Here is a 12,115-nt window from a genome sequence, read left to right on the forward strand (position 1 = left end):
CGCGTCAAACCAGCATGATAAACCCTCACGCCAGCAGCTTCAGCCTCGGCTTGGACTGGCTCACCGGCGCCGCGACGGGAGGCCGAACCGCCAGCCCACCCTGCAATTTGAACACCGCCATCGCCTGCGACACGCAACGCGTCTGCTGCGCCAGGTTGCCGGCGGCGGCGGCGGCCTGCTCCACCAACGCCGCGTTCTGCTGCGTGATGTCATCGATCTGTATCACCGCCTGGTTGACCTGGACGATGCCGTCGCTCTGCTCGCGGGTCGAGTTCGAAATCTCTTCCATCACGCGCGACACGCGGTCCACCGATTCGATCACCTGGCTCATCGTCACGCCGGCGCTGGTGGTCAGCGCCGTGCCGGCCTGCACCTTCAGGATCGACTGGTCGATCAACAGCTTGATTTCCTTGGCCGCCGCTGCCGAGCGCTGCGCCAGGTTGCGCACCTCGCTGGCCACCACGGCAAAGCCGCGTCCTTGTTCACCGGCGCGCGCCGCCTCCACCGCCGCGTTCAACGCCAGGATATTGGTCTGGAAGGCGATGCCGTCGATCAGGCCGATGATGTCGAGCACCTTGTTCGACGAGGCGCTGATGTCGACCATCGTCGACACCACCTGCGACACGATGCTGCCGCCCTGCGCCGCCACCGCCGACGCCCGCTCGGCCAGCTCATTGGCGCTGGCCACGTTGCTGGCGCTCTGCTGGACGGTCGACGTCAGCTGCTCCATGCTGGCCGCGGTCTGCTGCAGGCTGGACGCCTGCGACTCGGTGCGCCCCGACAAATCCATATTGCCGTCGGCGATTTCATCGGTCGCCACCGAGATCTCGTCGAAGTTGGCGCGCACGTCGCCGATGATGCTGTGCAGGTTGATATTGGACTGCCGCAACGCCGCCAGCAACTGTCCCATTTCGTCGTCGCACTGGATGGCGAAACTCGCCGTCAGGTCGCCGCCCGCCATCATGCGCGCCGCGCGCGTCGCCACGCGCAGCGGCAGCGCCACGTTCAGATACAGGCTGCGGCCGAACCACACCATGCCCAGCATGGCGCCCAGCGCCAGCGCTCCCATCCAGCTGCGCGCCGCGCTGATGCCCGCATCGTCCAGGCCCAGCAAGGCAAAGGCCAGCAAGGCCAGCACGCCGCCGGTCAGCAGCGTGGCCGTGGCGATCTGGCGCGCCAGCGACATCTTCAACATGCCCGCCAGCCGCGCGACAATGCCGGTCGCCACCACGCGTCCGTTGACGATGCGCAGCCGGCGCGGATTACCCGCCTTGAACTGGCGATACAACTCGTCCGCCTCGCGCACCTGCTCGCGACTGGGCTTGGTCCGCACCGACAGGTAGCCGACCGGCTTGCCCTGCTCGATCACCGGCGTCACGTTCGCCATCACCCAATAGTAGTCGCCGTTCTTGCAGCGGTTCTTCACCAGGCCGGTCCACGGCATGCCGTCGCGGATGGTCTGCCACAAATCGGCAAACGCTTCGACCGGCATGTCGGGATGGCGCACGATGTTCTGCGGCGCGCCGATCAACTCCTGCTCCGTGAAGCCGCTGACTTCGATGAAATAGGGATTCGCGTAGTTGATGTTGCCCTGTAAATCCGTGCTGGAGACGATCGTCTTGCCGTCTTCCATCAGGAATTCGTTTTGAGTGATTGGACTGTTGATGCGCATGGCCGTTCCTTTTTGTATTTGGGGAAAGGGCGTGCCGGGGTTTGGGGAGCGCCATCGGCCAGTGGCCAACGAGTCCAGAATAATTGGAATATCCCTGCGACAAAGTCACCAATTGTCGCAAGGAATTTTTACTGCTGGTTTTTATTGTCGATTTTTGATCTGGATCAATTTTGCCGTGTGCGAACGCAACAGCCGTCAATCCGGCTTGAAGTTTTGGCCCAAAGACATGGGCTTATTCAGCAAGATCGTTTGCGGATTCCGGCAGATTATGACTAGCACCACGATAGTGGCCAGGTAGGGCAGCATCGACAGGAACTCCGACGGAATGTCCAGCCCCATGCCCTGCCCGTGGAACTGCAGCACCGTCACGCCGCCGAACAGATAGGCGCCCACCATCACGCCGCGCGGCTTCCACGTCGCGAACACCACCTGCGCCAGCGCGATCCAGCCGCGTCCGGCCGTCATGCCCTCGACCCACATCGGCGTCAGCGCCAGCGACAGGTAGGCGCCGCCCAGGCCGGCCATCGCGCCGCCGAACAGCACCGTGCCGTAGCGCAGGCCGATCACCGGATAGCCGATCGCATGGGCGCTGTGCGGCGACTCGCCCACCGCGCGTATCACCAGGCCGATATGGGTGCGCGCCAGCATCCAGCCGATCAGCACCACCAGCAGCACCGAGCCGTACACCATCGCGTCAAAGCGGAACAGCAGCGGCCCGACAAACGGCACATCGGACAGCAGCGGGAAGTGCAGGTGCGGCATCGGCTCCACCGTCTGCCCCACCAGCCCGCGCCCCATGAAGGCCGACAGCCCGAGGCCGAACAAGGTCAGCGCCAATCCGGTGGCCACCTGGTTGGTCTGCAGGGTCAGCACCAGGAAGCCGAAGATCAGCGACATCAGCATGCCGGCCGCGATCGCCGCCAACAGCCCCAGCCACATCTGCCCCGTGCCCAGGGTGACGCCGAAGCCGACCACGGCGCCCACCAGCATCATGCCCTCCATGCCCAGATTGAGCACGCCGGAGCGCTCGGTCACCAGTTCGCCCATCGAGGCCACCACCAGCGGCGTGGCGGCGCCCGCCGTGCTGGCGAGGAAGGCGATTAACAGTTCGGTGCTGATCATGCGGTTTCTCCGGCGGTGACGGGCAAGTGGCGCTTGCGCGGCTTGAAGCGGTAGTGAATAAACAGGTCGGCCGCCAGCAGGTAAAACAGCAGCAGTCCCTGGAACATGCCGGTGATCGCCGACGGCACCTGCAGCTCGATCTGCGCCGTCTCGCCACCGATGTACAGCAGCGACATCAACAACGCCGACAGCACCACGCCCAGCGGATGCAGGCGTCCGACGTAGGCGACGATGATGGCCGCGAAGCCGTAGCCGGCCGACACCGACGGCTGCATCTGTCCCAGCGGCCCCGCCACTTCGCCCACGCCGGCGATGCCGGACAAGGCGCCGCTGACCATGAAGGCCAGCCACACATTGCGCGGTTCGCTGAAGCCGGCGTACAGCGCGGCGGCCGGCGCCATGCCGCTGACCTGCATGCGGTAACCGGCAAACGTGTGCTTGCAGAAGAACCAGGCCGCCAGCGCCGCGACCAGCGACAGGATGAAGGCCGCGTTCAGGCGCAAGCCTTCCACCAGCAGCGGCAAGGTGGCCGAGTCGCTGAACATCTTCGACTGCGGGAAGTTGAAGCCGGCCGGATCGCGCATCGGCCCGTGCACCAGATAGCTCAGCAAGTGATACGCCACGTACACCAGCATCAGGCTCACGAGAATCTCGCTGGTGTTGAAGCGCGTGCGCAGCAGCGCAGGGATCGCCGCCCACAGCATGCCGCCCAGCGCGCCCGCCAGCAGCATCAGCGGCAGCACCCACCACGCCTGCACTTCGTCGAAATACAGCGCCACCGCGCCGGCGGCGATCGCGCCCACCGTCAGCTGGCCGTCGGCACCGATGTTGGCGACGTTGGCGCGAAAGCCGATCGCCAGGCCCACGCCGCACAGGATCAGCGGTGTCGCCTTCAACAGCAGCTCGCCGACGCCGTACAGCGTGGTCCACGGCTTGATGAAGTAGACGTAGAAAGCGTTCAGCGGCTCCTGGCCCAAAAAGAAGAACAGCACGGAGCCGGTCACCAGCATGGCCACCGCCGCGATCAGCGGCGACGCCAGCATCATCGAACGCGATGGTTCGGGACGTCGTTCAAGCCGCGACATGTTCTGCTCCCTGGTAGTCGAAATCGCCGCTCATCCACACGCCGATCTGGTTGATGCTGGTGCCGGCCGCCGGCACCACCTGCGACAAGCGCCCATCGGCCAGCACGGCGATGCGGTCGCTCATCATGAACAATTCGTCCAGCTCCTCCGACAACACCAGCACCGCCACGCCCTGGTCGCGCATGTCGATGATGGCCTGCCGTATCAGCATGGCGGCGCCGATGTCCACGCCCCATGTCGGCTGCGCGAACACCATCACCTTGGGCGCCAGCGCGATCTCGCGGCCGACGATGAATTTCTGCAGGTTGCCGCCCGAGAGGCTGGCCGCCGCCGACTGCTCGCCGCCGCACTTGACGTTGAAGCGTTCGATGACCTTGCGCGCGAACTCGCGCACCGCGCCGCGCTGTATCAGGCCGCGCTTGACCATGCCGGTGTTGGCCGCCGGCAGATAGCCGGTCAGCAGCGCGTTATCGGCCAGCGAAAGATCGGGCACGGCGCCACGTCCCAGCCGCTCCTCGGGCACGAAGCCCAGTCCCAGCTGGCGGCGTTGCGCCGCAGCCAGCCTGCCCACGTCCTGCCCGCACAGGCGGATCGTGCCGCTGCCCGCGGCCAGCGCGCGCTCGCCGGAGATGGCCTTCAACAGCTCCTGCTGGCCGTTGCCGGAAATGCCGGCGATGCCGACGATCTCGCCGCTGCGCAGCGCCAGATTGATGTCCTTCAGGCGCGTGCCGAACGGATCGTCGCTGCGCACATTCAGCTTGTCGAGCGCCAGCAGCACTTCGCCCGGTACGCGGGGCTGGTGTACGCACACGGGCAGTTCGCGGCCTATCATCAGCTCCGCCAGCGACTTGGCGCTTTCCTCTTTCGGATTGGCGGTGCCGGATACGCGCCCCGCGCGCAGCACGGTGGCCTTGTCGCACAGGGACTGGATCTCATCGAGTTTGTGGCTGATATACAGGATGCTGACGCCTTCGGAGGCCAGGCGTCGCAGCGATTCGAACAGCTTGAGCACCGCGTCCGGCGTCAACACCGAGGTCGGCTCGTCCATGATCAGCAGGCGCGGCGACTGCAGCAGGCAGCGCACGATCTCCACCCGCTGCCGCTCACCCACCGACATGCTGTGCACCAGCCGTTGCGGGTCCAGCGGCAAGCCGTATTGTTCGGAGACGGCGCGGATGCGCGGCGCCAGCGCGGCCGGCGCGATCTTCTCGTCCAGCGCCAGCGCGATGTTCTCGGCCACGGTCAGCGTCTCGAACAGCGCGAAGTGCTGGAACACCATGCCGATGCCCAGCTTGCGCGCGTCGTGCGGCGAGTGGATGTGAACCTGCTTCCCCTCCCACATGATCTGACCTTCATCGGGCTTGGTCACGCCGTAAATGATCTTCATCAGCGTGCTCTTGCCGGCGCCGTTCTCGCCCAGCACGGCGTGGATTTCGCCGGGCATCACGGTCAGGTCGACGGCGGCGTTGGCCACCACGGAAGGGTAAATCTTGGAGATGCCCAGCATCTTCAGGCGCGGTTCTGTCATCAGCGCTTCCCTCATCGTATACAAATTGAATACAAAAACAGACGCAATTAGCATGCCAGTCAAAATCCGCCGGAACGCTCCGTTTTGGGCGGAAGAGTGCACTAAATATGACACACTTCCTCACCAAAAATGTGCGCCACGCTCAAAAATGAGGACAAAACAAAGTATTTTCGTACACAATACAAGACAGATCCGCAGCGCCAGATGTACACGATGTAGTTAGCATGGTTCCTGCTTTATGCAGTGTGAGTACCACCCTCACGGAGAATCGATCGATGCCATCACCAGGCAAACGCAAACCTCGCAAGGCCGCACCGGCGGCCATCGCCGTGGGCGCGCCTGCCGCCACCAAGCGCGGCACCACCGCCGTCGACCTGCGCATCTACCGCGCGGTCGTCAACGCCGTCATGAGCCACCGCCTGCCGCCCGGCACCCACCTGGGCGAAGCCGATTTCTGCGAGCTGTATCAAGTCAGCCGCACCACCGTGCGCAAGGCGCTGCAACGGCTGGCGCACGACCACATCATCGAGCTGCGGCCCAATCGCGGCGCGGTGATCGCCTCGCCCACGCCGGAGGAAGCGCGCGACATCTTCGCCGCCCGCCGCGCCATCGAAAGGGAGATCGTGCCGCTGGTGATACGCAATGCCACCCCCGCCTCGCTCAAGCAGATCCGCGCCGCGCTGCATGCGGAGGACCAGGCCCGCCGCACCGGCGACCGCGCCGGCTGGATACGGCTCGGCGGAGAATTCCACATCCTGCTGGCGGAACTGGCCGGCAACCAGGTGCTGCAACGCTTCATGGCGGAGCTGGTGTCGCGCTGCTCGCTGATCATCGCCCTGTACGAAGCGCCCGGCGCCACCATGTGCGAGAACGACGAGCACCAGGACCTGGCCACGCTGATCGAACAGGGCAAGATCAAGGAAGCCACCCATTTGATCGAGCACCACCTGCTGGAAATCGAAGCGCGCCTGCACCTCAATGAGCAGGACAAGAAAGTGAATCTGGCCGAGGCGCTGTCCGGGTATTAGCGGCGTGGCCCGGGAATTGCTAGAGAAGTCGATGAGATTGAATCCAATCATCCCAACGAATTGGATACAAAAGAAGTTCTTACAAACCGTGCTGTCCACTTATCTCACTGAATGGAGTTCATGATGTCCCGTCTCGCCTCCCGCACCGCCTTCGCCCTCCTCACCTGCTGCGCCTGCGCCGCGCACGCCGCCGACTGGAGCGACACCTCGCTCAGCTACCGCTATGGCACCAAGTTCGCCGAGCCGTTCAACAACCAGGACATCACCAAGAACATCGTCAACCTGAGCAGCGTCTCCGGCTACAAATACGGCAAGAACTTCTTCAGCGTCGACTTGCTGATGTCGTCGGATGTGGACCCGTCGTCGGCCGGCGCCAAGAGCGGCGCGCATGAAGCGTACGCGCTGTACCGCCACACGCTGGACCTGGGCAAGGTCACCGGCAGCAACTGGGCCTTCGGTCCGGTGCGCGGCGTCGGCGCCACCGCCGGTTTTGACTACAACAGCAAGACCGACGCCGGCTACAACTCCAAGAAGCGCATGGTCGTCGCCGGCCCGACGCTGATGCTGGACGTGCCGGGCTTCCTCGACGTCAGCCTGTTCGCGCTGTGGGAGAGCAACGCGCCGTTCAACACCTTCACCGGCGCCGCCACGCCGCGCTACGCCTACAAGACCCACCCGATGCTGACCGCCGCCTGGGGCATCCCGTTCAACCTCGGCATCCCGCTGTCGTTCGAGGGCTTCGCCAACTTCATCGGCACCAAGGGCAAGAACGAATTCGGCGGCGACACCGCGCGCGAGACCAACATCGACATGCAGGTCATGTACGACATGAGCGGCGCCGTCGGCGCGGCCAAGAACACCTTCAAGGTCGGCGTCGAGTACCAGTTCTGGAAAAACAAGTTCGGCAACCCCGACACCAACAACCCTGGCGCCACGGCGAAAACGCCGATGGTCCGCGCCGAGTACCACTTCTAAACCATGCCCACCAAAGGAAACCGTATGATGAATCGTCGCAAAGTACTGGCACTGGCCGCGCTGGCCGCCGCAAGCATCGGCCTGTCCGCCTCCGCGTTCGCGGCCGAACCGTTGAAGATAGGCTTCGTCTACGTCGGCCCGGTCGGCGACGCCGGCTGGACCTACGCCCACGACCAGGCCCGCCTGGCGATGGAGAAGGAACTCGGCGCCCAGATCAAGACCACCTATGTCGAGAACGTGCCGGAAGGCGCGGACGCCGAGCGCGTGATCCGCAAGCTGGTCGCCGGCGGCAACAAGCTGATTTTCACCACCTCCTTCGGCTACATGAACCCGACCGAGAAGGTCGCCAAGTCCACGCCGGGCGTGGTGTTCCTGCACGCCACCGGCTTCAAGACCGGCAAGAACCTGGGCACCTACGAGTCGCGCCTGTACGAAGGCGCCTACCTGAACGGCGTCATCGCCGGCAAGATGACCAAGTCCAAGACCCTGGGCTTCATCGCCTCCTTCCCCGTGCCCGAGGTGATCCGCAACATCAACGCCTTCACGCTGGGCGCGCAGAGCGTCAATCCCGGCGTCAAGACCAAGGTGATCTGGGTGAACTCGTGGTACGACCCGGCCAAGGAACGCCAGGCGGCGGAAACCCTGGTGGCGCAGGGCGCGGATGTGATGGCGCAGAACACCGACTCGCCGGCCACGCTGCAAGTGGCGCAGGAAAAAGGCGTGTACGCGTTCGGCTGGGATTCGGACATGTCCAAGTTCGCACCGAAGGCGCACCTGACGGCGGCTACCAACAACTGGGCGCCCTACTACATCGAGACCGCCAAAGCGGTCATCGCCGGCACCTGGAAAACCGGCGAATACCGCGGCGGCATGAAGGAAGGCATGGTCAAGATGTCGGCGCTGAACGCGGTGGTGCCTGCCGAAGCGGCCAAGGTGTTTGAAGAGAAGAAGGCCGCGCTGACCGCCGGCACCTTCGCGCCGTTCACCGGTCCGATCAAGGACCAGTCGGGCGCCGTCAAATACGCGGCCGGCGTGGTGGTGCCGGTGAAGGACCTGCTGTCGATGAACTTCTACGTGCAGGGCGTGGAAGGCTCGATTCCGAAGTGAACACCGATCCAGTCCTGTTGAACGACTGGCACCCGGTCGCGCTCTCGCAAGAGATCGTGGCCGGCGCGATCGCCGCCACCGACCTGCTGGACATGCGCCTCGCACTGTGGCGCGACAGCGGCGGTGCGCTGCACGCGTGGGAAGACCGCTGCCCGCATCGCGGCACCCGCCTGTCGATGGGCGCGCTGCACGGCGACACGCTGCGCTGCGCCTACCATGGCTGGAGCTTCGGCAGCGAAGGCCGCTGCCAGCACATCCCCGCCCTGCCGGCACTGGGCGCGGCCAGCCTGAAGGCGCAAGTCGCCACCTATCACGTGCGGGAATGCTATGGCCTGGTATGGGTCTGCCTCGGCGAGCCTGCCACGGCAACGCCGCCACGCTTTCCCGAATTCGCCGACCCCGCGCTGCGCAAAGTCTGGTGCGGCCCATACGATGTACAAAGCAGCGGACCGCGCATCGTCGAGAACTTCCTCGACATGGCGCATTTCGCCTTTGTCCACGAGGGCATATTGGGCGTGCAGGAACAAGCCGCCATCGCCAGCTACACCATCGAGAACTTCGACGACGTCGACTACGGCAGCGGCGTCTGGGCCAAGCAGTGCCGCGCATGGCAACCGCAGGCCAGCAAGGCCGCAACCGGCGGCGCCGACATCGAATACACCTACCGCGTGGTGCGGCCGCTGACGGCGGTGCTGACCAAGCATCCGGCGGCCAGCGTGCGCGAGGCCATCGCGCTGATGCTGCAACCGCTGACCGAAACCACCACCCGCGTCTGGATCATCCTGGCGCTGGACGACTTCACCTCCGGCGACGACGAACTGCGCCAGTTCCAGGACACCATCTTCCTGCAAGACCGGCCGATCCTGGAAAGCCAGAGCCCCGCCAGGCTGCCCCTGATACCGGGCGCCGAAGTGTCGGTGGCCTGCGACCGCATGTCGCTGGCCTACCGCGGCTATCTCAAACAGCAGGACCTGCGCTACGGAGTGCTGCGCAACGATCAGGAGACTACATGACCAACCCCACCGACCAGGACCACGACTTCCTCACCCGCGTGCTGGCCCTGGCGCAGCGCTCGCGCGACGAGGGCCACCATCCCTTCGCCGCCATGGTGGTCGCCGCCGACGGCAAGGTGATCGCCGAAGCGATGAACGCCTCCAGCAGCGACCGCACCGCGCACGCCGAGATGAACGCGCTGCGCCAGGCATCGCAGCGCCACGGCCCAGAGCAGTTGGCCACGGCCACGCTGTACGCCAACGCCGAACCCTGCGCCATGTGCGCCGGCGGCACTTACTGGAGCGGCGTCGGACGGGTGGTGTATGCGATGTCGGAAGCGAGCCTGCTGGCACTGACCGGCAGCGATCCCGAAAATCCGACGCTGTCGCTGCCCTGCCGCGAGGTGTTCGCGCGCGGCCAGCGCCCGACCGAAGTCATCGGACCACTGCGCGAGGACGAGGCGCGGCTGGCGCACGCCGGATTCTGGAAAAAATAGCTGATGCATTTCATGCAAGTCGGGATCATAATTGTGATCCGGCCTGGTGGAGAGCACAGTGGCAAATCCTACAAAATTGCACGGACGGCGGTTTGATTTGCGCGCTGCGGCGGTTGCCGCCTGCGCCGCGTTATTGGTCGCCTGCGGTGGCGGTGGCGGCGGTTCCAGCGCGGCGATAACACCCGCGCCCACGCCCCCGGTCACGCCCACTCCGCCGGCGGTGCCCGGCGCCTTCGACGACACGCTGGCCTATTCCAGCCTCGCCAACGCCTCGCTGTCCGCGCCCAACGAAAGCGCCGCCGTCATCGCCAGCCATATCCAGCTGAACGGCCAGCAGTTCAACTACACCGCCACCACCGGCCACCTGACCGCGACCGACGTCCGCACCGGCAAGGCCTCGGCCTCGTTCTTCTACGTCGCCTACACCGTGGCCGGCGCCGCTGCGGCCAGGCGGTCGGTCACCTTCTTCTACAACGGCGGCCCCGGCTCCTCCTCCATCTACCTGCATCTGGGTTCGTTCGGGCCGCGCCGGCTGGTCAGCACCATCCCCAACGCCACCGTCATGCCGGTGCAGCTGGTTGACAACCAGGAAACCCTGCTGGCGCAATCGGACCTGGTGTTCGTGGACGCCATCGGCACCGGCTACTCGCAAGCCATCGCGCCCAACACCAACCAGAGCTTCTGGGGCGTGGACGCGGACGCCGCCGCCTTCCGCGATTTCGTGCAGCGCTACGTGGCCGTCAACCAGCGCGAGGCCTCGCCCAAGATCCTGTTCGGCGAGTCGTATGGCACGCCGCGCACGGCGGTGCTGGCCAACCTGCTGGAACTGGCCGGCGTGCAGGTGGCCGCGGTGGTGCTGCAGTCGTCCATCATGGACTACAACAGCAACTGCGGCGTGCTCGATCCGGGCGCCATCAGCTGCGAAGGCCACATCCCGACCTATGCCGCCACCAGCGCCTACTACCAGCGCAGCAATCCGCTGCCCACCAATTTCAGCGGCTACGTGCAGCAGGCGCGCAATTTCGCCGCCGGCGACTATCGCAGCGCCATGACGGCCTACCTGGCCAGCAAGGTCGCGCCGCCGTCCGGCGTGATCGCGCAGCTGGTCGGCTACACCGGCCTGCCGGTGCTGACCTGGCAGCAGAACTTCGACATGGGGCCGGACTACTATCAACGCAATGCCGTGCCGGGCAGGCTGGTGGGCCGCTACGACGCCCGCGTCTCCGCGCCCACCGGCAGCGCGCTGACGGTCGACGGCGATCCCTCGCTGACGGTCATCAACTCCGCCTTCGTCAACGGCATCGCGGGCTACCTGTCGGACGAGCTGCACTACAGCGCCCGCTCGCGCTACACCAGCAGCAACGACATCGGCGGACAATGGGATTTCAGCCACGACGGCAAGCAGCTGCCGGACACCATCCCGGACCTGGCCGCCGCCATGACGCTGAGCCCGACCATGAAGGTGCTGTCGGTCAACGGCTACCACGACCTGGCCACGCCCTTCCACCAGACCGAACTCGATCTGGCGCGTTTGGGTGCCAATCCGCTCATTGTGCTTAAATATTACGCAAGCGGCCATATGACGTATCTAGACGACACTGCACGCCGAGCCCAACAAATGGATTTGATTAATTTCTTCAACAGCGTCACAGTGACACCATAAGCCATGCGCCAGACTCAATACGCCGCGCGGGGGAGACCATCATGAAACTGCTCATCCACATTGCCATGCTGGCCGCCGCGACGGCCTGCACCTGCGCGCATGCCCAGACGCCGAACCGGGAAGCCGCGCCGCTGATGATGTCGGCGCCGCTCCATCCCGATCCCTACATTCCGCCGGCCATGCGCAAGCCGCCGCGCGACGGCGCCTCTGGCCCCATATTGCAATACCAGGCCATGCAGAAACTGAAGAAGCGCTTTGAAGAGGCCGACCTGGACGGCAACGGCAGCCTGAGCCGTGAAGAAGCGCGCAAGGCCGGCCTGGGCTTCGTCGAGAAAAACTTCGACCATATCGACAGCGCCCAGCGCGGCGCGGTCTCCTTCGAAGACCTGAAGGCCTTCATCATCCAGCGCCGCGAAGAAGCGCGCTCGCGCTAGCGGCCCATACAA

11 protein-coding genes are annotated in these 12,115 nt (G+C 65.2%); 7 read left to right on the plus strand and 4 right to left on the minus strand.

Annotated features, from left to right (window positions below; all coding sequences use genetic code 11):
• Positions 1-25: 25 nt before the first annotated feature.
• The 4 genes from KVP70_RS06135 to KVP70_RS06150 form a co-directional block, all read right to left on the minus strand.
• A complete protein-coding gene (locus KVP70_RS06135; RefSeq protein ID WP_217941248.1) occupies positions 26-1,672 on the minus strand; it encodes a methyl-accepting chemotaxis protein in 1,647 nt (548 codons plus the stop codon).
• Between the two features lie 195 nt (positions 1,673-1,867).
• On the minus strand, positions 1,868-2,794 hold the full coding sequence (locus KVP70_RS06140; RefSeq protein WP_217941249.1) for an ABC transporter permease: 927 nt from the start codon (positions 2,792-2,794) through the stop codon (positions 1,868-1,870).
• Positions 2,791-3,879, minus strand: coding sequence for an ABC transporter permease (locus KVP70_RS06145; protein ID WP_229224647.1), 1,089 nt, complete (start codon positions 3,877-3,879; stop codon positions 2,791-2,793). Before KVP70_RS06145 ends, KVP70_RS06140 begins: the two co-directional genes overlap by 4 nt.
• The gene (locus KVP70_RS06150) at positions 3,866-5,407 is read right to left on the minus strand and encodes an ABC transporter ATP-binding protein (RefSeq protein WP_217941251.1); all 1,542 of its coding nucleotides are present in this window, start codon (positions 5,405-5,407) and stop codon (positions 3,866-3,868) included. The genes KVP70_RS06145 and KVP70_RS06150 overlap by 14 nt, the downstream gene beginning before the upstream one ends.
• A gap of 275 nt (positions 5,408-5,682) precedes the next feature.
• Between KVP70_RS06150 and KVP70_RS06155 the strand changes: the two genes are divergently transcribed.
• The 7 genes from KVP70_RS06155 (at position 5,683) to KVP70_RS06185 (ending at position 12,103) form a co-directional block, all read left to right on the plus strand.
• Positions 5,683-6,435, plus strand: coding sequence for a GntR family transcriptional regulator (locus tag KVP70_RS06155; RefSeq protein ID WP_217941253.1), 753 nt, complete (start codon positions 5,683-5,685; stop codon positions 6,433-6,435).
• A 123-nt stretch (positions 6,436-6,558) separates the two neighbouring features.
• A complete protein-coding gene (locus KVP70_RS06160; protein ID WP_229224677.1) occupies positions 6,559-7,410 on the plus strand; it encodes an outer envelope protein in 852 nt (283 codons plus the stop codon).
• A 24-nt stretch (positions 7,411-7,434) separates the two neighbouring features.
• Complete coding sequence (locus KVP70_RS06165; RefSeq protein WP_217941256.1) at positions 7,435-8,517, plus strand: BMP family ABC transporter substrate-binding protein; 1,083 nt, start codon at positions 7,435-7,437, stop codon at positions 8,515-8,517.
• On the plus strand, positions 8,514-9,530 hold the full coding sequence (locus tag KVP70_RS06170; protein WP_217941257.1) for an aromatic ring-hydroxylating dioxygenase subunit alpha: 1,017 nt from the start codon (positions 8,514-8,516) through the stop codon (positions 9,528-9,530). The genes KVP70_RS06165 and KVP70_RS06170 overlap by 4 nt, the downstream gene beginning before the upstream one ends.
• Positions 9,527-10,006, plus strand: coding sequence for a nucleoside deaminase (locus KVP70_RS06175; RefSeq protein ID WP_217941258.1), 480 nt, complete (start codon positions 9,527-9,529; stop codon positions 10,004-10,006). The genes KVP70_RS06170 and KVP70_RS06175 overlap by 4 nt, the downstream gene beginning before the upstream one ends.
• Before the next feature lie 76 nt (positions 10,007-10,082).
• Entirely contained in the window at positions 10,083-11,669 is a 1,587-nt protein-coding gene (locus KVP70_RS06180; RefSeq protein WP_263011133.1) for a S10 family serine carboxypeptidase-like protein, read from the plus strand.
• Positions 11,670-11,710: 41 nt separating this feature from the next.
• Positions 11,711-12,103: an EF-hand domain-containing protein gene (locus KVP70_RS06185; RefSeq protein WP_229224648.1), complete on the plus strand. Its 393-nt coding sequence runs from the start codon at positions 11,711-11,713 to the stop codon at positions 12,101-12,103.
• Positions 12,104-12,115 lie beyond the last annotated feature (12 nt).

Origin of the sequence: Duganella violaceipulchra, assembly GCF_019166075.1 — a bacterium.
Classification (GTDB): Bacteria; Pseudomonadota; Gammaproteobacteria; order Burkholderiales; family Burkholderiaceae_D; genus Rugamonas; species Rugamonas violaceipulchra.

What these genes read in the sequence shown, in the direction of transcription:
- KVP70_RS06155 (WP_217941253.1), top strand. Translation starts at nt 5,683, where the DNA reads ATGCCATCACCAGGCAAACGCAAACCTCGCAAGGCCGCACCGGCGGCC.
- KVP70_RS06165 (WP_217941256.1), top strand. Translation starts at nt 7,435, where the DNA reads ATGATGAATCGTCGCAAAGTACTGGCACTGGCCGCGCTGGCCGCCGCA.
- KVP70_RS06175 (WP_217941258.1), top strand. Translation starts at nt 9,527, where the DNA reads ATGACCAACCCCACCGACCAGGACCACGACTTCCTCACCCGCGTGCTG.
- KVP70_RS06140 (WP_217941249.1), bottom strand. Translation starts at nt 2,794, where the DNA reads ATGATCAGCACCGAACTGTTAATCGCCTTCCTCGCCAGCACGGCGGGC.
- KVP70_RS06185 (WP_229224648.1), top strand. Translation starts at nt 11,711, where the DNA reads ATGAAACTGCTCATCCACATTGCCATGCTGGCCGCCGCGACGGCCTGC.
- KVP70_RS06150 (WP_217941251.1), bottom strand. Translation starts at nt 5,407, where the DNA reads ATGACAGAACCGCGCCTGAAGATGCTGGGCATCTCCAAGATTTACCCT.
- KVP70_RS06160 (WP_229224677.1), top strand. Translation starts at nt 6,559, where the DNA reads ATGTCCCGTCTCGCCTCCCGCACCGCCTTCGCCCTCCTCACCTGCTGC.
- KVP70_RS06145 (WP_229224647.1), bottom strand. Translation starts at nt 3,879, where the DNA reads ATGTCGCGGCTTGAACGACGTCCCGAACCATCGCGTTCGATGATGCTG.
- KVP70_RS06135 (WP_217941248.1), bottom strand. Translation starts at nt 1,672, where the DNA reads ATGCGCATCAACAGTCCAATCACTCAAAACGAATTCCTGATGGAAGAC.